Below are 21,278 nucleotides of genomic sequence, written 5' to 3' on the forward strand. Positions count from 1 at the left end.
AAAGCGACGGTTGTTTCGAGCATCGCGTCGCCTACCGCAACCAGGTCGCGCCGACGGCGACGACGACCACTACGTGAATCACCACCGCCACGAGCGCGGTGATCGCGAATGGGCGGTGCGCCACATGCCAATAGCGAAACACACGGTGCGTGGCCTCAAGCATGCGCGTCTGTTGCATGAGCGACATCTCGCGGTCCGCCAGCTTGAGCGCTTCGCGAAGCGTCGTGCGCTGGATGGGCCGTCCATCGGGCGCCGCGGCAGACCAGCGACGGCGCAGCTCGCGGGTGCGGCTCCAGCGCGAGAGGTCATTCGTAAGCAATCGTGTGATCACGCGGAGCACGCCGTCCTGTGCGACGTCGTCATGCGACAGTTGCAGCATCTGCTCGACCGCATCGACGGAGAGCCCCATCGTGGCGGCGAGGCGGTCGATCAGCTCGCGCCGCTGTGTGGCGACTTCGTCGCGCGTGAGTTCCACGCCGCTCTTGGCGCGCGGAATGCGCGTGTACAAATACCGCCCCGCTACGCCGCTCGCGATCACAATGAGCATCGCGGTGAGCCCCAATCCAATCACGCCGTCGGAGCGCCAGGCCGCATGAATCGCGAGGAGCAAGGGCAGGGCCAGCGCCGTCGTCACATGCACGTCGAGCCACTTACCCACAGATCCCGTGAAGGCGAGCGACTTCCACTTCTTACGCAACGGATACAACCAGAGAAACACGAACACCACAAAGGCGAGCAGTCCCGCGCTTTGCCCCACGAGTCCCGAGGGTCGCAGCCACGCGTGCCATGGATGCCGGACCCGATCTGGCACCGCGGCGAGGTAGTACTCCGCGCCAGCAATGTTCACGGCGACCAGCGGCAACACGATGATGGCGAGCGCGAGCCCACCACCGCGACTTTTTGGCGCGGCCGCCGGCCGTTTGGCTGGCGCTGTCGGACGCTCCGCGGGTGCCCGGTGCGGCGGATCGCCGACGGGCTGAGGATGCGACGCCGGCACCGGTGAGGCTGATGGGTGCGGTAGGTGTACCCGCGGCGGCTGGATAGCCGTCCCGGCATGGGCCGTGCTCTGAGATGACATGCGATGTCTGTGGGGGTAGGCTTGCCGTCGCGACGAAGAGTCGAGCGAGGCGCGTGGCTGGTCTCAGCACAGGGGCCACTTGCGTGGCTTCACGCACCTCCGCGATTCGCGAGGCGTAGAGGGCAAACTCCGTAGAAGTACGAAGCCCCGCTGTGACTTACGTCACGTTTTGAAAGAAAAGAAATCGGAATATCCCACCGCATTTGCCGCCACTCTTTCGCTGACTGTCAGGCCGAGGCATCTTCCGAGCTCCTCCAATCGCCCCGACACACCATGCCAACGCCCCCTGCTTCCTCCGCGGCCGCCACCCGCCCAGCCGATGATGAGTTCGCGCCCTACTATGGTGGCTACATCGCCCTCGTCCCTGGCGGCGACGTCCGCGATCATCTGCGCCAACAGCTCCACGAGACACTCGCCACGCTCACCGGCGTCGGCGACGACGTCGCCAGCCGTGCCTACGGGCCGGGGAAGTGGACTCTCAAGGAAGTTCTGAGCCATATCTGCGACGCCGAACGCGTGTTCGCGTACCGCCTGCTCCGCATTGCGCGCGGCGACGAGACCCCGCTCCCTGGTTTCGAACAGGATCATTGGATCCCAACCTCCGGCGCCAACACGCGCACCCTCGAAAGCCTGCTGATCGAGTTCGCCTCCGTGCGCGCGGCCACCCTCACGCTGCTCGCCTCACTCCCCGACGAAGCCTGGGCACGCCGTGGCACCGCGAGCGGCAAGCCGGTGTCGGCCCGCGCACTGGCCTACATCACGGCCGGACACGAAAAGCACCACATGCGGATCATTCGCGAGCGATATCTGTAGCCGTCGCGTGGCTGCATGCAACGAGGGGCGATGCGCGTCAGCGCATCGCCCCTCGTTCGTTTCATCCAACAGTGCTCAGATGTGAATCGCGCGCCCTGTCACCGCGAGCGCCGCTTCCTTCACCGCCTCATTGAGCGTCGGGTGCGAGTGCACCGTGATGCCAATGTCCTCGCTCGTGCCGCGCACTTCCATGGCCAGCACGACTTCCGTGAGCAGATCACTCGCATTGGCGCCAATAATATGGCAGCCCAAAATTTCATCCGACTCGGCGTCGCACACAAACTTCACAAAGCCGCTCGTCTCGGCCATCGTGCGCGCGCGGCCATTCGCGGAGAACGGAAACTTGCCCGTGCGATACGCGCGGCCAGATGCCTTCACTTCCGCTTCCGTTAAACCAACGGTCGCGATCTCCGGCCAGGTGTACACCACGCCCGGCATGTTGTGATAGTGCATGTGCACCGGCTTGCCAGCGATCACCTCGGCGGCCACCACCCCTTCTTCTTCGGCCTTGTGCGCCAAGAGCTTGCCGCCAACGGCATCTCCAATGGCAAACACATTCGGCAGATTCGTGCGCATCCGATCATCCACCGCAATCTCGCCGCGCGCGCCGAGCGTGAGCCCGAGCGCGGCGGCATCAATGCCGTAGAGCGACGGCTTGCGACCGATGGAGACGAGCACGTAGTCGCCTTCGAGCGTCTGCGCGGTGCCGTCCTTCTCGATGTCGACCAACACTTTCGTCCCTTCACGACGCCCGCCGACGACTTTCGTGCCGGCGTGCACCGCGAGTCCCTGCTTCCGGAAGATTCGGTCCGCTTCCTTGATGATCTCGTCGTCGTTGCCGGGCAAGATCGTCGGCGCGTATTCCACCACCGTCACCTTCGCGCCGAGCCGCCGCCACACGGAACCGAGTTCGAGTCCAATCACGCCGCCGCCGATCACAATCAAATGCTGCGGAACCTGCGGAATGTTCAGCGCGCCCACATTCGAGAGCACCCGCTCTTCGTCGAACGGAAGAAACGGCAGACCACTCGGTACCGAACCGGTGGCGATAATCACGTGCTTGGCGCGGTAGGTGGTCAGCGCGCCGTCGTGCCCCTTCACCTCGACCACATTGCCGCTCATAAGCGTGGCCCAACCCTTGGCCCACGTGACTTTGTTCTTCTTGAAGAGAAATTCAACGCCCTTGCAGTTGGCGGCCACCACATCGTCCTTGCGCTTGAGCATCTGCGCGAGGTTGAGCGTGAGTTCGCCAACCGAAAAGCCGTGCTCCTCTGAGTGCAGTCGCGTCGCTTCGTAGCGTTCGCTCGACTGCAGCAGTGCTTTCGACGGAATGCATCCGACATTCACGCAGGTGCCGCCTAACGTGCGGTCGCCTTCGACGCACACGGTCTGCAGTCCAAGCTGCGCGGCGCGAATGGCGGCCACATAGCCGCCGGGCCCGCCGCCAATGACGAGGACGTCTGGGGTCAACAGGGTGTCAGACATGGCCTACTCGATCAGCATCGAAGCCGGATCTTCCATCAGCTCCTTGAGCCGAACGAGGAAGAGCACGGCCTGTTGCCCGTCAATCACACGGTGATCGTACGAGAGCGCCACGTACATCATCGGCCGGATCACCACCTGACCGTTCACGGCAATCGGCCGGTCCTGCATCTTGTGCAAGCCGAGAATGCCGACCTGCGGATAGTTGATGATCGGCGTGGAAACCAGCGAGCCGAACACACCACCATTCGTGATAGTGAACGTGCCGCCGGTGAGGTCATCCATCGAGAGCTTGCCGTCGCGAGCCCGCTTCGCCACCGCGGCAATCGCGCGCGAGATGCCAAGGATGCCGAGTTGGTCGGCGTCCTTGATGTTTGGCACCACAAGCCCAGCTTCGCTGGCTACTGCGATGCCGAGGTTCACATAGTGTTTGTAGACAATAGCGTCGCCATCGATCTGCGCGTTGACCACAGGAAACGCTTCGAGCGCCAGCACGGCGGCCTTGGCGAAGAACGGCATAAAGCTCAGCTTCACGCCGTGTTCCTTCTCGACCTTTTCCTTCAACCGTTCACGGAGCGACGAGATGGCGCTCATGTCGATCTCGTTGAACGTCGTGAGGTGCGCGGTGTTGTGCTGCGCCTGCAACAGATTTTCGGCGATGCGCTTGCGGCGCGTCGTCATTTTCTCGCGAGTTTCGCGCGCGCCCGCATTCGCTTGCGGCGCCGAACGCGGAGCGGCCGGCGGCGCAGCAGGCGCTGACGGAGCGGCCGGACGCTGGGCCGCCGAGGCGGCGGCCATCACGTCGGGCTTGCTGACGATGCCGCCACGCCCAGTACCTGCCACGTTGCCGAGATTCACTCCGGATTCGTCGGCGAGACGGCGTGCAGATGGCGTGCTACGAACGTCGGCCGCTGGCGTGGCGGGCGTCACCGCGGCAGCCGGTGCGACCGGTGCCACCGGTGCCACCGGTGCAGCACTTGCTCCTGCGGCAGGTGCCGCCGGAGCAACAGCCGCCGACACATCTTCGTTTAGCTCGCCCAAAAGGTCGTCCACGCCGACCACATCGCCGTCGTGACGGGCGCGCGAGGCGAGGACGCCCGCTTTGATAGCGGGCACTTCGACCGTAATCTTATCTGTCTCAAGTTCGACGAGCGTCTCGCCGGCGGCGACGAGATCGCCTTCCTTCTTGAGCCAGCGGGAGACGGTCGCTTCGGTGATGGACTCGCCGAGTGGCGGAACCTTGATCGCAATCATTGAATTGATGCCGGGAGCCGAGGATAAGTGCCCGCCGGCCGGCGCCGGCAGGCAAGCTTCAAATATAACCAGCGATTCCCTCCGGGGGGTCGAAGAGGCACCGTTTTGAAGGCGCTCACGATATCCGCTCACGGCGGGTTGGACCAAGTGGTGTACGGCGATGTCCCCACGCCGGACGAATGCGCCCAAGGCGAAGTCCGCATTCGCCTCACCGCGGCGGCCCTCAACCATCTGGATCTGTTTGTAGTCGCCGGCGTGCCGGGGGTCTCGATTGCCCCCAACTGGGTCCTCGGAGCCGACGGCGTTGGCAGCATTGACCAGCTGGGAGCCGGGGTCGCGGGCCTCGCGTTGGGGGATCGGGTAGCGATTAACCCCGGCATCTCCTGTCGCGAGTGCGAATACTGCCGCGCGGGCGAACATCCCCTGTGCCCCAAGTTCCGGCTTCTGGGCGAACATCGCGCCGGCACCTTTGCGGAATACATCGTGGTTCCGGCCGCCAACGTTCGGCGCATTCCGGATACCGTGCCAGATGCTGTAGCGGCGGCCTTTTCGCTCGCCACACTCACGGCGTGGCGCATGCTCGTGACCCGCGCCCACATCAAAGCGGGCGAGTCGGTGCTTATTCAGGGGATTGGTGGCGGCGTCGCCATTGCGGCGCTCCAAATCGCCAAAGCGCGCGGAGCCACCGTGTGGGTCACCAGCAGCAGCGAGCGAAAACTCGCGCAGGCCGCCGCGCTCGGCGCCGACGAAACGCTCAACTACGCCACCATGGACGTGGCGCGGGAAATTCGCGCGCGCACGGGCAAGCGTGGCGTCAACGTGGTCGTAGACAGCGTGGGAGCGGCCACTTGGTCGCAATCACTCGGCGCGCTTGGACGCTACGGGCGCCTCGTGACCTGCGGTGCCAGCGCGGGCCCGATGGTCGAAACTGACGTGCGTCGCCTCTTCTGGAACCAGTGGTCCATTATGGGCTCGACCATGGGAAGCGACGCGGAGTACGACGCGATTATCGCCGAACTGCACGCTGGCCGGCTGATGCCGCCGGTGGATTCTGTGATTCCGCTCGCCGAGGGGCGCCGAGCCTTTGAGCGGCTCGCGGCGCGTGAGCAGTTCGGCAAGATTGTGCTGAGTATCGCGTGACGGAACGCGCGCAGTTTGACGCCGACGAGCAACGGGTAATGCGTGAGGCGTTTGCGCGCGGCGCCATGCCTGCTTGCCCGCGTTGCGAAGTGCCAATGACCAAACGGTCGATTGGTGGCGGTAGCTTTGGCCTCGGCTATGCGCGCCAGCGGGAATGGCTCATCTGCCCCAAGTGCCACCGCAGTGCGTTGTTTGACGTGAAGCGCGGGACGCGCAACTAGCCAATAGCTCGGCGGTGCCCGTCTGGCCGACCGATGTGTGAACGGATGCAGTAGGGCAACGGAGGATTCCAATGACCGAACGTCCCGTACCGATCGCCGCAGCGCCTACCGCCGAAGAAATGCAGCTCCGGCTCGCGAAAGTGCGCACACACATGGCCACCCACTCACTCGACGCGTACGTCGCGGCCTCGCCTGACAACGTGTTCTACCTGACGAACTTCGCGAACTACGTGCATGAGCGACCGTTCCTGCTGGTGATCACACCAACTGGGCCGCTGCGTTTTGTGGCGCCCAAACTCGAAGTGCCGCATGTGCGATCGCGCGTGGTTGGCGCGCTCGAAATCGTCGCGTACGCCGAGTTCCCAGCCCTCGCGGGCGGGCGGTGGGAGGACGCGTTGCGTCCGCTTATTCCGTCAGGCGCGCGCGTCGGAGTGGAGTCCACCTGCCCACTGCAGGTGTACAACGCGATTGCCGGAGAGAAAGTCTGCTACGACGCTGTTGACGACGCGCGGATGGTCAAAACTGCGTACGAAATCGGGCGCATTGCCTACGCGGCGACGCTGATCAGCGAGACGATGCAACTCATGTTGCGGGGCGCGAAGCCGGGGTTCTCGTTGCTGCAATTTGCCGGCGGACTTCAGCAGATGATGATGCCGCGCATTTTGGCGGACCGGCCGCAAACGAACATGCTCGCGACAAAACTGATGGGGGTATTCCAACCGCCCAGCGTTTCGCACGATCCGCACAACTTTACCAACATCCACATGGTGATGGAGCCTGGCGGCCCGCACGTGGCAATCCTCAACTGCACCATCAACGGCTATGCGGCGGAGATTGAGCGGTCGTTCTTTGTTGGCGCAGTCCCCGATGCAGCGCGCAAACCGTACGAGGTGATGATGGCGGGACGTCAGCTCGCGCTCGAACTCACCGTGCCTGGCGTGCGCATGAGTGAGGTCGATCGTCAGGTGAACGCGTTGTTCCGTCAGGCCGGGTACGGCGACAATCTGCTGCACCGGTGCGGTCACGGCATCGGCGTCACGGGGCACGAGGGGCCGTTCTTGGCGGAGGGGGACGATCGGTTTATTGAACCCGGCATGTGTTTCACTATCGAACCCGGGATTTACATCCCGGGGCTGGGCGGGTTCCGCCACTCCGATACGGTCATCACCACGGCCACCGGCAACGTGCTGCTCACGCAGGGATCGGTCGCGCTCCAAGACCTAACGTTCGGCGGCGCACCCTGATCGGCGCGTAACGTTCGCGGGGTCCGCTTCCCATCCGACGGTCACGGCGCGAACTTCGTGCCGATGCCCAATTTTGGCTTCACCGCAATCGACGCCTCCGGCGCACGCCATCGCGGCGTGCGCGAGGCCCCGACCGTCGGCGTGCTCTCGGCGACACTCGAGCGCGAAGGACTCTTCGTCCTCTCGCTGAGCGACGCGCCCGCGGAGCATGGCTCGACGTGGGGCCGCTCTCCGTTCGGCGACGCGGCGCTCCTCGAAGGCACGCGGGCGCTCGCGGCGCTCCTGAGTGCGGGGCTGCCACTCGCGCGCACCCTCACGGCCGTCGCGCAACTGGGAACGCCGCAGAGCGCCGTCGTGTGGCATGCGGTGCGCGCTGCGGTGGAGAGTGGCACCACGCTCACGGAAGCGCTTGGGGCGCACCCGCGATTCTTTCCGCCGCACTACGTGGGGCTCGTGCGCGCTGGAGAGCGGTCCGGGGCACTGGCCCCGGCCTTTGCCCGCCTCGCCGACGAGCTCGAACGAGATGCGCAGCTGCGGAGTCGCGTGCTCTCGGCGGCACTGTATCCTGCGATCCTGCTCGTCGCCGGCGGCGCGGCGGTGTTGGTGCTTCTTCTCGTGGTGATTCCGAATTTTGCTGCGCTCTTACCGCAGACCGGTGCGCCACTTCCTACTTCGACAGCGCTCGTGCTCTCGTTGGGAAGGAGTCTGCGCCGATTCTGGTACCTGATTCCCGGTGGCCTCGTCGCGCTCGTGGCCATCATTGAGATGGCGCGAGGTTCCACTGACGGGCGCCGGTGGTTGGCGCGCGCGTGGTACGCGTTGCCGCTCATTGGCGGTTGGCGACGCGATCTCGCGGCGGCGCGGTTTGCCCGGCTCGCTGGCACCTTGCTGGAGGGCGGGGCGCCGCTGCTCGTCGCGCTGGATGATACCGCGCGCTCCCTCGATGATCCGCTCGTGCGCGAAAGCGCTGAACGCGTGCACGCCGCCACGCGTGACGGGCAAACACTGCAGCAGGCGCTCGCCGCGGAAACACTTTTTCCACCGATGCTCGCACAACTCGTGGGCGTGGGCGAAGCGGCGTCGAGCGTGCCCCTCTTTCTGATGAAAGCGGCCCAGCTCTTTGAAGAGCGCAATGAGCGCGCGGTGCGTCGGCTCGTCACACTGCTCGAGCCGGCAATGATCATCGTGTTCGGTGGCGTCGTCGGGTTTATTGCGCTCGCACTGCTGCAGGCTATTTACAGTGTGAACGCGGGCTCATTTCGATGAGGCGGGTCGATGGGCGCCAGCCGACGCAGCGCGGCTTTACGCTGATCGAACTTGTTGTGGTGCTCGCGATTATCGCGATGGTGCTGGCCGTGTCCGTGCCCGCCTTTGCCGGTCGCGCGGATGCCGCTCGTCCGGGGGACACCGAAGGACTGGTGCGTACCTTGCTGCGCGCCAGACAAACGGCGGTCGAATCGGCGCGTCTCACTACCGTGATTCTCGATCCCTCGTCCCGACGCGCTTGGGTGCGCACCGATGGCCCCGCACCGGGCGTGGACACGTCGTTCGTCGTCGCCCTCGCCGATGATGTACGTCTCTCGGCGGATGGCGCGCGCGTCCGATTCGCCTTCTATCCGGACGGTCACGCAGCCGGCGACGCGCTCACGATCGCCTCGCCTCGCGGAACAGCGCAACTGCGCGTATCAGCCGCGAACGGCGACCCCATCGTGCACGCGACCATCGTCGCCGGAGTCACGCGTGCTCCGTAAACGCCGCGGCTTCACCGTACTCGAGGCGGTCGTGGCGCTCGCGATCATCGGCGTCACATCCGTGGCGGTCCTCGGCGCCTTTGCCGGCGACCTGCGCACGGCCCACGCTGCCCGATCGGCGCTCGAAGCCTCCTCGCTCGCACAGTCGCGCCTAGCCCGTCTCGAAATGGCCACGCGGCGCGAGCTCGCCGCACTCCCCGATTCACTCGCGCACGGCGCGGTTCCTGAGTTCGGTGATCGTTACGCGTGGTCGGCAAGCGCGACGCTCCTAGGCGCGGAGCCGGACCTTTTTGAACTGCACGTGGTCGTCACCTGGCCCGAGGGATCCACCGCGCTCACGACACGCCGCTTTCGCCCCGCCACACTCGTGGCGCGCCCATGACCGCGAAGTCGCGCGCCGGATTCACCTTGCTAGAACTCGTGGTGGCCCTCGCCATCACCAGCGTCGCGCTCGCCGCGGGCTACGCCGCGCTCGGCTCGCTCGTGGATCGCCGCCAAGCGCTCGATGCGGACGTACGCGAAGTCACCCGCATTGCGGCGCTGCGGTCGCACCTCACTGAGCTCCTCGCGGGGAGCAGCATTGACGAAGCCGGCACTCAGTCGTTTCGCGGCGTGGCCTCGCTCCGCGATGGAGTGGAAGACGACGCCATCACTTTTCTCACACGAGCGCACACACCGCTCGGCGACGGGCCAAGCATTGTGCGCCTCTTCATTGCGCGCGATGCCGCTGGCCGCCCCCAAGGGCTCGCCGCAGAGTATGCCGCGTGGCACGGGACTGCACACTCGGCGGCCTTGCTCGACTCAACCGTGCGTGGGCTGAGTGTCCAGTATCGAGCGAGTGTGGTGTCGGACGGTGAGTGGCAACGGACTTGGCTCCAACCGGCACGGCTCCCAGTGGGTGTGCGTGTGCGTCTGATTGCCGCTGCCGGCAGCTCGCTGCCGCCGCTCGCGCGCGTGCCTATGGTGATCGCCACAGAGGCCGCGCGATGAACCAGACACGCCGTGGCTTCGCGCTCATTGCTGCCGTCTGGCTTATGGTTGCGCTGGGCGCACTCGGACTCGAGATCGCAACGCTCGCCCGCACCCGCCGACTTAGTGCGGCGAACCGCACAGAAGAAGCGCAATCCGCCGCTGCGGCCGACGCCGGCATAGAGCACGCCAGAGCGCGACTCACACGCTTGGTTAATGAAGTGCCCACGACCCCCTCCGGCGTGCCGTTGCGCGATCCATGGTTGGGAGTCGCCGCGCTCATGCGCGACACCGTTCCGCTCGACAACGCGCATTACCACCTGCGCCTGTCGGACGCGAATGCGCGCGTCAATGTGAACCTCGCGGACGAGGCTACCCTGCAGCGTCTGCTGCGCGCTCTTGGCGCCGAGCCCGAAGCTGCCGCTGGCATCGCCCACGCCATCGTCGACTGGCGCGACGCCGACGATGCGGCGGGTGTCGGCGGAAGTGAACAGGAACTGTACCAGCGCGCGGGGTTGCCGGTGCTGCCGCGCAATGCCCCTCTGGTGCGCATCGAGGAACTACGCGATCTCTATGGTATGACACCGGCGCTGTTTGAGCGGCTGCGTCCATTGGTCTCCGTGGACGGCGATGGGCGAATCAATGTGAACACCGCCGACGACGCGGTGTTGCGCAGCATGCCCGCATTCACCGATGGCGTGGTTCGCGCGCTCCTGCAGTTGCGTACGCGCGGCGTGATGATCGCATCATTCGAGCAGCTCATTGCGGTCCTCCCCGTGGGAGACCGGACGTCGCTGCGCGATGCGTTTGCCGAACTCAATGCGCGGCTGACATTCGACACGCGCCTTGTGACGGTGGAAAGCGAGGGTTGGGTCGACGGGAGCCCGGTGCGAGTCACGCACCGCGTGGAGTTGTCGCGAGGCAACGGCGCCGTGTTCGCTTCTGCCGGGCGGCTTCCATGACGTCGATCGGCGTGGCGCTTACACGCGACCAACTCACGGCTCGCGCGCTCGATGGCACGGGAACCGTGCATCGCTGGCCACTGCCTGAGACTGCCTCGGCCGACGTGTGGAACGACGCACTCCGTGGTGCGATGCGCGCGTTGCGCGTGGCAGTGCCTAGCGCGCGTACGCTCCATGTGTCGCTCCTTCCGCCGCTCGCGGAGGTGCGCATCGTCAGCTTACCGACGGCCGCGCCAGGCCATGTGTTGACGGCGGTCGAGCGAGACGCCGCAAAATATTTTGCGGTGGGCCACGAACCGCAGTTCGCGTATGTGGAACTTGCGGACGGAGCGCGCGGCGGTGCCTTCGCCCCGCACCTCGTAGCGGCCGCACCATCACGCGACATCACGGCGATTCTCGCCGCCGCCGCATCGGCTGGCTTTACCGTGGAATCACTCGCACCGGCGCAGCTCGCCTGGGCCGCTGCGGATCGCACGCACTCCAACGGCACACGCCACGCGGTGCAAGCCCACACGGCGAATCGCGTCGACATTCTCGACGTGCAGCGCGGTGTCATACTCGGCCTCCGACGTCACCGCGCGGCGGCACAAGACGCCGCAGTGCAACTCATTGCCCGCAACGCCGACGAAGCGAGCGCCCTCGCCGCGCAGTTCGCCAACGTTGGCCGAACGCGCTCCCTCTGGCCGCCAACGATTCGCGCCGAACGCATCCGCGCCACACAGCGCGCGGCGGTGCGCTGGTGCGCGCTGGCGCTCGGTCTCGTGCTGATGGCGGCCGTCGTGTCGTTCGTCGGCGACGCGCGTCGCCTCTCGAGCGTACGCGCCGATCGCGCGTCGCTACGACCACAACTGGAATCGGCGCTCGTTCTGCGCGATTCGCTGACACAGATGACCACGCGACTCGCGGCCCTCCGCGCCTTGGGCCAGTCGCCGTCGTGGACCGCCGCGATGGTCGCGGTCGGCGATGCGCTCCCAGCAGACGCGTCCATCATTCAACTGCGAGCGAGCGGCGACACCATCTATTTGAATGGCGAGGCGGACCACGCGGCGGCCACGCTTACGGCGCTCGCGCAGTCGCCCGCGCTACGCGGCGTGCGGCTCGATGCGCCCATTCAACAAGCAATCGAAAACGGTGAGGTGGTGGGGGAGCGATTCTCCATCACGGCTCGCATCGCGCCGGTTCCGGTGCGCGGCGCTCTCACGAGGCCATCGCCATGATGGCCCTCACGGCACGCGATCGCCGCGCCATCAGCATAGGCGTCGCAATTCTCATTGTCTCGCTCGGCGGCGTTTTTGTCGGCCGCCCGTTGTGGCAACGCCAGAGCGCGGCGCGCGAAACGGTCGCTCGTGAGTTTGAGCTACTCGCGCGTGAACGTGCGCTGATTGCGATGGCGCCGAGGTTGCCCGATTCGCTCGCCGCGACGCGCACTGCGCTCGCCGTCGAGGAACGCCAAGCAATTGTCGTGACGGCCGCGGGAACCGCCGGCATCCGGTTGGCGGAACGCCTCCGCGACGCGGCGCGCGACCAGCATGTGTTGATCACGCAGTCTACGGAAACGCCAGGAGATTCGCTCGATGCCGCACTTCGCACCGTGCGGGTGACGGTCCGAGGGGAATCGGATATGCGCGGCGTCCTCGGCTTTGTGCGCGCCGTCGAGTTGGGATCGCCGCGCGTCCGTGTGCGCACGCTGCAAATCGAACGGGCAGGGCAGAGCGTGCGCGCGCCGAACGCGCCACCGTCCGACGACGTGCTCACGATCACTGCGACCTTTGAGGCACCGGTGGTGCTACGCAACGCCCGAGGAGCCCAATGAACGGCCCTTCGGCGCTGCGTTGGCTACGATCGGCGCAGGTCGCGGCCGCGCTCGCCGCACTCCTGCTGGTGCGCACCGTGTGGAGCGAGACGCAAAGCCTCGCGCTACACGCGTTCCCCGTCGTGCAGCCGACGGCAATCAACTCGGCAGACGCAGCGTTAGCCCCGATCACGCAGATCGCCATTGATCGCACCGTGTCCCACAATCCATTTTCCCCAGATCGAACGCCGGGTCCTGCGTATCGCGTTGTGAAAGCAGGCACCGCTCTGCCGCTCGTGACCGCCGCCGAAGTCCGCCTCGTCGGCACCGTCGTGCGCGACGGGGCTCCAAGTTTTGTGCTCTGCCAGGAAGGACCGCTTTCCGCGCGCGTCGTGTATCCGGGGCAACGGATCGGCGCGCTCACGCTCTTGAGTGTGCAGGCGGGGAGCGCGACATTCACCGACACCGGTGGGGCGCGCGTCGTCCTGCGCGTGGCCAAAGGAGGAACGTAAGTGCTCAGTCGTTCACTGCAGTCGTCGGCTTGGCGTCGCGTCGCGAGTGGGTTCGTGGTCGCGTGGCTCGCCGTCTCCGCCACGACCGTCTCCGCGCGTGCGCAAGACTCAACGGGCGTACGCCGCACCGCGCAGGGCATTCTCATTGATTTTCAGGACACCGATATTCGCGCCGTGATCACCGCGCTCTCCGAGGCGGGATCGCTCAATGTGTCGTACACGGATCTGCCCGCCAAGCGTGTGACGTTGCGGCTGCGGCAGCCGGTGACGCGTGAGAACATACCGGCGCTGCTCAAGAGCCTCGCGCTCTCGAATGGCCTTACGTATTCCGAAGAAGGCGGACTCATTCGGTTGTCCGTGGCCGCGCCGGCGTCGACGGCCGCGCCCGCCAGCAGCGACATGCGCGACGTACGCCTCTACGTGCATCGTCTCAAACACGCACGCGCCGCGCGCTTGGCCTCCACACTGCAAGCCATTTTTGGCGGTGGCCGAACGGGCTCGACCGCCGCCCCAGGGATCAGCACACAGCCGCTGTCCGAACGACTCCGTGCACAGGCCATCTCGCCATTCGCTGCCGATTCCGTGCGCCGCCTCGCTCCGGAACTGCTCGCCGCCGCGCCGACTCTGTCTGCGCAACTGCGCGGCGATATTCAAATTGTCCCTGACGAAACCACCAACGCGCTCCTCATTCGCGCACTCCCCGCCGACTACGAAACCATTCGGCAGGCGGTGGAGTTGATGGATCTGCGCCCCATGCAGGCGCTCATCGAAGTGGTCATTGCCGAAGTGCGCATCACCAATGGCCTCGAAGTGGGGACGTCGGGGAAAGTCGTCGCCGGCAACGGAGCCACGCCGGCCAACACGCGCGCCCTCGAGCTGAATAGTTCGGCGGCGAGTGACTTTGTGTTGAGCTTGACGCAGACCAACAAGAATTTCACCGCGAATGTCGCCCTCGCGGCCCTCGCCTCGCGCGGCGATGTGCGGATTCTTTCGCGCCCACTCGTGTTAGCGCAAAACAACACCGAGGCGCGCATCCTCGTGGGTGAACAGCGGCCGTTCGTGCAAGTGTCGCGCTCACTCCCCACCGAAAGCGCCGTGCGCGACCAAATCGTCCAGTATCGCGACGTCGCCACCACGCTCACCATCTTGCCGACCATCAATCCGGACGGCTACGTCAGCCTCCAGGTGCTACAGGAAGTGAGTGCCGCGACCAACGAACAGCAGTTCGGCGCGCCGGTCATCAGCACGCGCGAGGCAAGCACCCATCTCTTCGTGAAAGACGGACAAACCGCCGTCATCGGCGGGCTCGTCGGTCGGCAAACCGACAAGAGTCGTTCTGGGTTGCCCTTCCTCAGCTCGCTGCCATTCATTGGCGCACTGTTCGGCACCCAAATCGAAAAAACCTCCACGAGCGAACTCTTTCTCTTTCTCACCCCGCACGTGATCGCGAGCGACGACGATGCCGACCGCGTGCGCGACTCACTCAAGCGCGAAGGCAGCGATTCCACCGGCGTCACGCCCGCGGAAAAACCCATCGTCAAACCCAACAAGCCGTGACCCACGGCCCGGCCGCCTCTGCCGCCTCTGCCGGCTCTGCCGGCTCGCCGAGCGCCGCTTCGCGGACGCTCGGCGCACTAGATGCGCTCGGCGCGCGCGACGTGCTCAGCGCCATCGCGCCTGGTGAACTCGACGCGCTCTCACCGCTCACCGACCGTCTCACCACGGCCTGGCTCGAGCATCATCGTCTGCTGCCGGTGCGTATCGTCGGCGCGTCGCTCCTCGCCGCCACCTGGGGCGACCCCAAAAAGCTCGACGACCAAGCGCTCGACGACCTGCGCCTGTTGTTCGACGTACCCGACATCACCCTCGTCATCGCGGACGAAGCCGAACTCCGTCACGCGATGCGGCGCGCCTACGGTGGCGAACGCGTGACCGCCGAAGCGCTCATCGCGGGGCTTGCCGCCACCGCGCATCACGCCACCGGCGCCGCAGCGATCGACGATCTCGTCAGCCTCGCCAATGACGCACCAGTCGTGCGCCTCGTGAATCTGCTCCTCGTCGAAGCGCTCGACGCGCGCGCCAGCGACGTGCACCTCGAGCAATACGCCGGAGCGCTACGCGTGCGCTACCGTGTCGACGGTGTGTTGCACGACGCGCCGTCGCCACCCGCGCAGTACGCCTCCGCCATTGTCAGCCGACTCAAGATTATGGCGGAACTCGATATCGCCGAACGACGTGTGCCGCAGGACGGACGCATTCGTTTGCCATTGCGCGACCGGCAGGTGGATGTGCGCGTGTCGATCGTTCCCACGCTCAACGGCGAGAGCGTGGTGCTCCGCCTGCTCGACCGTGAGCGCGAACGGCATAGCCTCAGTGACCTCGGCTGTCCCCCTGAAATCCTCGACGCGCTCCAACACGCGCTCGCACGGCCGCACGGCATTGTCCTCGCCACCGGCCCAACCGGATCCGGAAAAACCACCACGCTTTACGCCGCTATTCAGCACCTGCAGAGCGGCCGCGAAAAAATACTGACCGTGGAGGATCCCGTCGAATACGAACTCGACGGCGTCCCACAGGTGCCGGTCAACGACCGACTTGGCGTCAGCTTTGCCGTGGCGCTCCGAGCGCTCCTGCGGCAGGACCCCGATGTGCTCATGGTCGGTGAAATCCGCGACGGCGAAACCGCCGAAATCGCCATTCAGGCGGCGCTCACTGGGCATCTCGTGCTTTCCACGCTCCACACCAACGACGCTCCCGGCGCGCTCACGCGCTTGGTCGATTTAGGTGTGGCGCCATTTCTCATTGCCAGCACCGTCGAGGCCGTACTCGCGCAGCGGCTCGTGCGCCGCGTGTGCGGGTCCTGCGCCGGACGCGGGTGCGGCGACTGTCGTCAGTCCGGCTACCGCGGCCGAACCGGGCTTTACGAGCTCTTGGTGATGACCGACGCTTTACGCACCGCCGTCGCCGCCGGCGTCCCCACCAACGAACTCGCGGCCATCGCACGGCGCGACGGCATGCGCGATCTCGCCTCACACGGGGCGGCGCTCGTACGGAGCGGCGTGACCACCGCCGAAGAAATCGCCCGCGTCACGCGTCCCGACTGACGTCCGCAGGGTGCCAATCGTCTAAAGAGTGGTCCCGCTCGCGCCCCTCTTCGACGGACGAAGCCCCGATGCCCCGTACCCCGCAGCTCTTCCGCCGCGTCGCCTTGTGCGCCGCGGTGATGCCGTTCGCGTTGCACGCACAGTCGCGCCGCCTCGAACTGGCCGATTCCACGCGCAACGGGCCGCGGAATGACGCGCGCCCCGAAACGAGCGTCGCGCCGCGCATCGAGCCACGCACGGAGCCGACCGCTCGCGCAGCAGTAGGACGCACCGCAGAATCCGCGACCGCGCGTCGCCCAGAACTCACGCAGAACTCCGTGCACCTCGTCCGCGACCAGACCGTGCTCGGCGTCGTGCTCTACGCGCCGTCCTTTGCCATGGCCGTCGCTGACAAAGGGATTCCCGGCATTGCCACGGCACTCGTCGTGGGAGCGGGGAGCTACTTTGCCGCCTCCGATTACGCGGCGCACCACCGCGTGACCGGCGTTGGCAGTGATGCCGCCACCAACGGCGCCGTGCGCGGCGCGATTGCTGGCTGGGCGCTCGCGCAAACCACACACGCCGACGTGCACAGCACCTCTGGCGCAATCTTTCTTGGCTCCGCCGCCGGCATGGTCGGCGGATTTATGTCCGGCAACCGGATGACCGAAGGCGAGGCCGCTGCCACAACCTTTGGCGGCGATTTCCTCGCCGTCCTCGGCTATGGACTGGGCTCCTCACGCGCCAACACGGCGCCCAACGGCCGAGTCGGCGGCGCCGTTGCCGTGGGCACTGCGCTCCTCGGCGCGCCGCTCGGCTACCTGTATGCCAGTCGCGCGTCGTATCGCGTGACAGCCGGCGACGTGACCACCCTCTGGGCCTCAGCGGCCATCGGTGCAACCGCGGCTGGAACCTTCATCGCGAACGGCTCACCCACATCACCGACGGTGGCCGCGGTGCTCGGCGCGGGCGCCCTGGCAGGTGCATTTGTTGGTGACCGCTACCTCGTGCGGACCTACGATCATTCGAGCGTAGAGGGGCAGCTGGTGGCCCTTGGCGCCCTCGGTGGTGGCGTGCTAGGCGGCGGCGTGAGCCTGCTCACGGTGGCCTCGCACCAGCGCATGAGTGGCGCCACAATGGCCTTTGCGGCAACCGGCGCAGTCGCCGGCATGCTGCTCACCGAGCACTATGTGGTGCCGAGGGCCGATGCCGGTCGGATGCTCGGACGGTTGGAGCTCAACCCCGCAGGCTTGCTGGGGATCGCCAGCGGGCGGCGTGGTGCCTATCCGCTGGGGCGAGTCACCTTCTAGATTTGAGGGCATCATCCCCTCAGGTGTCTCCGTGAATTTTGTCGATCGGCTCCAAGCGAGTTTCGCGCAGCTCTGGGATTTCATTCCCGGGCTGCTCGGCGCCGCCATTGTACTCTTTGCCGGTTATCTCCTCGCCAAGCTCACGCAAAAAGGCGTGGCGCGGTTGCTTCGGCGCGCGCGCCTCAACGACCTTATGCGAAAGGGCGGGCTGAGTCAGGCGGTGGATCGTCCCGGCTCGCACCTGAATCCCACGCGCCTCATTGCCAACGTCGCGTTCTGGTTCGTGATGTTCACGATGATGCTCGTGGCGGCCAACGCGCTCGGGCTCGACTCGCTCGGCCAGGTGTTCTCTGAACTCGTGGGCTACATCCCGAGTGTGATCGCAGCCATCGTGATCGTGATTCTTGGTATTGTGCTCGGCGACTTTGTGGGCGGGCTGATTATGGCCAGCACCAGCGCCCTGCATGGCGGCCCGACGCTCGCCCGCGCCGGCAAGTTCGGTGTGGTGCTGCTCGCCGTGTTCATGTCGCTGCAGGAGCTCGGTGTCGCGACGAACATCGTCACCACGGCGTTCGCGATCATCTTCGGCGCCATCGCATTAGCGTTGGCGCTCTCGTTCGGCCTCGGCAACCGCGACCTCGCCGGCGAGATCACCCGCGAGTGGTATGAGCGCTATAAGGCTGAGCGCGATGCCATCGATCGCGAAGTGAAGATTGAGGAGAATGCCGAGGGCATTGGCGAAGACGATTCCTCGGCGAGCGGTGCTGGTAACGGTCCAGAAAACACCGCGCCCCGCGCGCCCCTGACACCGCCACCAGCCCCTCCAACTGGCGCGTAACCGGCAATATCGGGAATCCGCTCCGAACCGCTCCCGAAGCCATTTTGTAAGTCTCGAACAATCAATGGGTTAGAAGCGCGCACGGGTGTTGCTCTCGTGCGCGCGACTCATTAGATTCACCTTGTCCGGTTTTGCGGCTAGGCCACCTCCTTTCCCGCCTCTGATGACCGCTCCAAACAACCGCGAGCGCATCCTCCCGCGCCTCATTGACGACGAGATCAAAGAGTCGTTCATCAATTATTCGATGAGCGTCATCGTCAGTCGAGCGCTGCCGGATGTTCGCGATGGACTCAAGCCCGTCCATCGTCGCGTGCTCTATGCGATGAACGAACTGGGTCTCGTGCCTGGTCGCCCGTACAAGAAGTCTGCCACCGTCGTTGGCGACGTGCTGGGTAAGTACCACCCACACGGCGATCAGTCGGTGTACGACGCCCTCGTGCGTATGGTGCAGGACTTCTCGCTGCGCTATCCGTTGATTGACGGCCAAGGCAACTTCGGCTCGATGGACGGCGACCCCGCGGCGGCATACCGCTACACGGAAGCCCGTCTCACGCGCGTGGCGATGGACATGCTCGGCGATATCGACAAGAACACCGTCGACTTTGCGCCGAACTATGACGATCGCCTCGAAGAGCCGACGGTGTTGCCGAGTGGGTTGCCGAACCTCGTGGTGAACGGGTCGAGCGGCATCGCGGTGGGTATGGCGACCAACATTCCGCCGCACAATCTCCGCGAAGTGTCGGCGGCGATCGCCATGCTGATCGACAATCCCGACGCCACCATCGACGACGTCCGTCGCCATATCAAGGGCCCGGATTTCCCGACGGGCGCGTTCATTTACGGCACCAACGGCATCAAGGATTATCTCGAGACGGGGCGTGGCAAGGTCGTGATGCGCGCCCGCGCCGTGATCGAAGAAAATGAAAAGGGCAACAAGTCGCAGATCGTCGTCACCGCGCTGCCGTATCAGGTGAATCGCGCGACGCTCGTTGAGACCATCGCCCACCTCGTGCGCGACAAGAAGGTCGAAGGCATTTCCGACCTCCGCGACGAGAGCACCACCGAAACCCGCATTGTCATTGAGCTCAAGCGCGATGCGATTCCGCGCGTGGTGCTCAATCAGCTGTATAAGCACACCACCATGCAGGGTACGTTCGGCGTGATCATGCTGGCCTTGGTGCCGGATTCGGTCACCAAGCGCCTCGTGCCGAAGATCATGGGGATGCGCGAGGTGCTGCTGCACTTCATTGCGCACCGCCACGAAGTCATTGTGCGCCGCACGGAGTTCGACCGCGCCAAGGCCCGCGAACGGGAGCACATCCTCGAGGGGCTCAAGATCTGCGTCGACAACATCGACGCGGTCATCAAGATTATTCGCGCGAGCGACGACAGTGCGTCGGCGGCCATTGAGCTGCGCACCCGCTTCAAGCTCAGCGAGAAGCAGGCCGAAGCCATTCTCAACATGCGCCTCGCCAAGCTCACCGGCCTCGAAATTGAGAAGCTGGAAGAAGAGCTGACCGAAGTGCGCGCGCTCCTGGCCGAACTCGAGGGCATTCTCGCCTCGAAGGAACGGCGCATGAGCATCATGAAAGAAGAACTCGCCGTGGTAACCACGTCGTTCGGCGATGAGCGTCGCACGCAGATCACGGCCGACGAAGGCGAGTTCACCATCGAAGACTTGATTGCCGACGAGGAGATGGTCGTCACCATCTCGCACTCCGGCTACATCAAGCGCACCTCGATCTCCACGTATCGCAAGCAGCGTCGTGGCGGCAAGGGCTCACAGGGCGGAGACCTCAAGGCCGAGGACTTCATTGAGCACCTGTTTATCGCCTCCACGCACGACTACATCCTGTGCTTCACGCAGGACGGCCGCTGCTTCTGGCTCAAGGTGCACGAGATTCCGCAGGCCGGGCGCGCCACGCGCGGCAAGCCGATCGTGAATCTCATTAACGTCACGCCGGATACCGTCATTCGTGCGATGGTGCCGGTGAAGAAGTTCACCGACACTGAATACCTGCTGTTCTGCACGCAGCAGGGCACGGTCAAAAAGACCGCGCTCTCCGAGTACTCCAACGTGCGAGTCTCGGGCGTGAAGGGCATCAAGATCGACGATGGCGACCAGCTGATTGACGTGCAGGTCACCAGCGGCACCAATGACATCGTGCTGGCCACCAAGCACGGCCTGTCGGTGCGTTTCCACGAGCAGGATGCCCGGCCCATGGGGCGCGACACGACGGGCGTAAAGGGCGTCGATCTGGGCGAAGGCGATGCCGTCGTCGGCATGGTCGTCGTGCGGCGCGAAGCCACCTTACTGGTCGTCACCGAACTCGGGCTCGGCAAGTGCTCGGGCATTGAGGCATACCGCGTCCAGAAGCGCGGCGGCAAGGGCATCAAGACGGTCAACCGCACGGAGCGCACGGGCAATGTCGTGTCGCTGCTTGAGGTGCTGGCCGAAGACGAAATCATGCTCATCACGCGCGGCGGGCAGATTATTCGCTCCCCAGTCAAGGACGTGCGCGTGGCCGGACGGAACACGCAGGGGGTGAAGCTCATGAATCTCGATATGGGCGACGTCATCACCGCTGTGGCCCGCGTGGTGCCAGACGACACCGCCGATGGAGACGTCGAAGGCGCCGATGAGGGCGACGATGCCACGCCGGACAGCCAGTTGGAGTTGAACGCCGAGGAGTAGGCGGCGGACGGAATAACCGGTGACGGAGAACGGTAGAAGGCTACCGTTCTCCGTTTTCCGTTTTCGGGGGCCAATTGGTCACCTGCCCTCAATGCGCGTAGATTCGACGTATGACCACCGTCAACCGCCCTTCG

Annotated in this window: 20 protein-coding genes; 17 read left to right on the forward strand and 3 right to left on the reverse strand. The window is 65.4% G+C overall.

Going from position 1 to position 21,278, the window contains the following annotated elements; all coding sequences use genetic code 11:
- Positions 1-31: 31 nt before the first annotated feature.
- Positions 32-997 carry a hypothetical protein gene (locus NTZ43_10475; GenBank protein MCX5767633.1) on the reverse strand — a complete coding sequence of 322 codons (966 nt, stop codon included), beginning with the start codon at positions 995-997 and terminating at the stop codon, positions 32-34.
- A gap of 354 nt (positions 998-1,351) precedes the next feature.
- On the opposite strand from NTZ43_10475, the gene NTZ43_10480 reads away from it, so the two are divergent.
- Positions 1,352-1,891, forward strand: coding sequence for a DinB family protein (locus NTZ43_10480; protein MCX5767634.1), 540 nt, complete (start codon positions 1,352-1,354; stop codon positions 1,889-1,891).
- A gap of 75 nt (positions 1,892-1,966) precedes the next feature.
- Here the strand turns inward: NTZ43_10480 and lpdA are convergent, their stop codons facing one another.
- Together lpdA and odhB are read right to left on the reverse strand one after the other, a co-directional pair.
- A complete protein-coding gene (gene lpdA / locus NTZ43_10485) occupies positions 1,967-3,376 on the reverse strand; it encodes a dihydrolipoyl dehydrogenase (GenBank protein MCX5767635.1) in 1,410 nt (469 codons plus the stop codon).
- A gap of 3 nt (positions 3,377-3,379) precedes the next feature.
- Complete coding sequence (gene odhB, locus NTZ43_10490; GenBank protein MCX5767636.1) at positions 3,380-4,627, reverse strand: 2-oxoglutarate dehydrogenase complex dihydrolipoyllysine-residue succinyltransferase; 1,248 nt, start codon at positions 4,625-4,627, stop codon at positions 3,380-3,382.
- 105 nt (positions 4,628-4,732) lie between these two features.
- Here odhB and NTZ43_10495 point away from each other — a divergent pair, with 105 nt between their 5' ends.
- The 16 genes from NTZ43_10495 (at position 4,733) to gyrA (ending at position 21,144) form a co-directional block, all read left to right on the forward strand.
- The gene (locus tag NTZ43_10495; GenBank protein MCX5767637.1) at positions 4,733-5,767 is read left to right on the forward strand and encodes a zinc-binding dehydrogenase; all 1,035 of its coding nucleotides are present in this window, start codon (positions 4,733-4,735) and stop codon (positions 5,765-5,767) included.
- Entirely contained in the window at positions 5,764-5,988 is a 225-nt protein-coding gene (locus tag NTZ43_10500) for a hypothetical protein (GenBank protein MCX5767638.1), read from the forward strand. The genes NTZ43_10495 and NTZ43_10500 overlap by 4 nt, the downstream gene beginning before the upstream one ends.
- Positions 5,989-6,059: 71 nt before the next feature.
- Positions 6,060-7,232: a Xaa-Pro peptidase family protein gene (locus tag NTZ43_10505; GenBank protein ID MCX5767639.1), complete on the forward strand. Its 1,173-nt coding sequence runs from the start codon at positions 6,060-6,062 to the stop codon at positions 7,230-7,232.
- 63 nt (positions 7,233-7,295) lie between these two features.
- Positions 7,296-8,498, forward strand: a complete 1,203-nt coding sequence (locus tag NTZ43_10510) for a type II secretion system F family protein (protein MCX5767640.1) — start codon at positions 7,296-7,298, stop codon at positions 8,496-8,498.
- On the forward strand, positions 8,495-8,983 hold the full coding sequence (locus tag NTZ43_10515) for a type II secretion system protein (protein ID MCX5767641.1): 489 nt from the start codon (positions 8,495-8,497) through the stop codon (positions 8,981-8,983). Before NTZ43_10510 ends, NTZ43_10515 begins: the two co-directional genes overlap by 4 nt.
- Complete coding sequence (locus NTZ43_10520) at positions 8,973-9,365, forward strand: type II secretion system protein (GenBank protein MCX5767642.1); 393 nt, start codon at positions 8,973-8,975, stop codon at positions 9,363-9,365. Before NTZ43_10515 ends, NTZ43_10520 begins: the two co-directional genes overlap by 11 nt.
- Positions 9,362-9,973 (forward strand): prepilin-type N-terminal cleavage/methylation domain-containing protein, encoded by a 612-nt coding sequence (locus NTZ43_10525; protein MCX5767643.1) that lies wholly within the window; start codon positions 9,362-9,364, stop codon positions 9,971-9,973. The genes NTZ43_10520 and NTZ43_10525 overlap by 4 nt, the downstream gene beginning before the upstream one ends.
- Positions 9,970-10,914 carry a type II secretion system protein GspK gene (locus NTZ43_10530; protein ID MCX5767644.1) on the forward strand — a complete coding sequence of 315 codons (945 nt, stop codon included), beginning with the start codon at positions 9,970-9,972 and terminating at the stop codon, positions 10,912-10,914. Before NTZ43_10525 ends, NTZ43_10530 begins: the two co-directional genes overlap by 4 nt.
- Positions 10,911-12,131: a hypothetical protein gene (locus NTZ43_10535; GenBank protein ID MCX5767645.1), complete on the forward strand. Its 1,221-nt coding sequence runs from the start codon at positions 10,911-10,913 to the stop codon at positions 12,129-12,131. Before NTZ43_10530 ends, NTZ43_10535 begins: the two co-directional genes overlap by 4 nt.
- Entirely contained in the window at positions 12,128-12,727 is a 600-nt protein-coding gene (locus tag NTZ43_10540; GenBank protein ID MCX5767646.1) for a GspMb/PilO family protein, read from the forward strand. Before NTZ43_10535 ends, NTZ43_10540 begins: the two co-directional genes overlap by 4 nt.
- The gene (locus NTZ43_10545) at positions 12,724-13,218 is read left to right on the forward strand and encodes a hypothetical protein (protein ID MCX5767647.1); all 495 of its coding nucleotides are present in this window, start codon (positions 12,724-12,726) and stop codon (positions 13,216-13,218) included. The genes NTZ43_10540 and NTZ43_10545 overlap by 4 nt, the downstream gene beginning before the upstream one ends.
- A complete protein-coding gene (locus NTZ43_10550; GenBank protein ID MCX5767648.1) occupies positions 13,219-14,775 on the forward strand; it encodes a hypothetical protein in 1,557 nt (518 codons plus the stop codon).
- Positions 14,772-16,322, forward strand: a complete 1,551-nt coding sequence (locus NTZ43_10555; protein MCX5767649.1) for a GspE/PulE family protein — start codon at positions 14,772-14,774, stop codon at positions 16,320-16,322. Before NTZ43_10550 ends, NTZ43_10555 begins: the two co-directional genes overlap by 4 nt.
- 68 nt (positions 16,323-16,390) lie before the next feature.
- Positions 16,391-17,611, forward strand: a complete 1,221-nt coding sequence (locus tag NTZ43_10560) for a hypothetical protein (protein MCX5767650.1) — start codon at positions 16,391-16,393, stop codon at positions 17,609-17,611.
- A gap of 31 nt (positions 17,612-17,642) precedes the next feature.
- The gene (locus tag NTZ43_10565; GenBank protein MCX5767651.1) at positions 17,643-18,449 is read left to right on the forward strand and encodes a hypothetical protein; all 807 of its coding nucleotides are present in this window, start codon (positions 17,643-17,645) and stop codon (positions 18,447-18,449) included.
- A gap of 163 nt (positions 18,450-18,612) precedes the next feature.
- The gene (gene gyrA, locus NTZ43_10570) at positions 18,613-21,144 is read left to right on the forward strand and encodes a DNA gyrase subunit A (protein MCX5767652.1); all 2,532 of its coding nucleotides are present in this window, start codon (positions 18,613-18,615) and stop codon (positions 21,142-21,144) included.
- Positions 21,145-21,278 lie beyond the last annotated feature (134 nt).

The sequence above is a fragment of the Gemmatimonadota bacterium genome (assembly GCA_026387915.1).
Taxonomy (GTDB): domain Bacteria; phylum Gemmatimonadota; class Gemmatimonadetes; order Gemmatimonadales; family Gemmatimonadaceae; genus Fen-1231.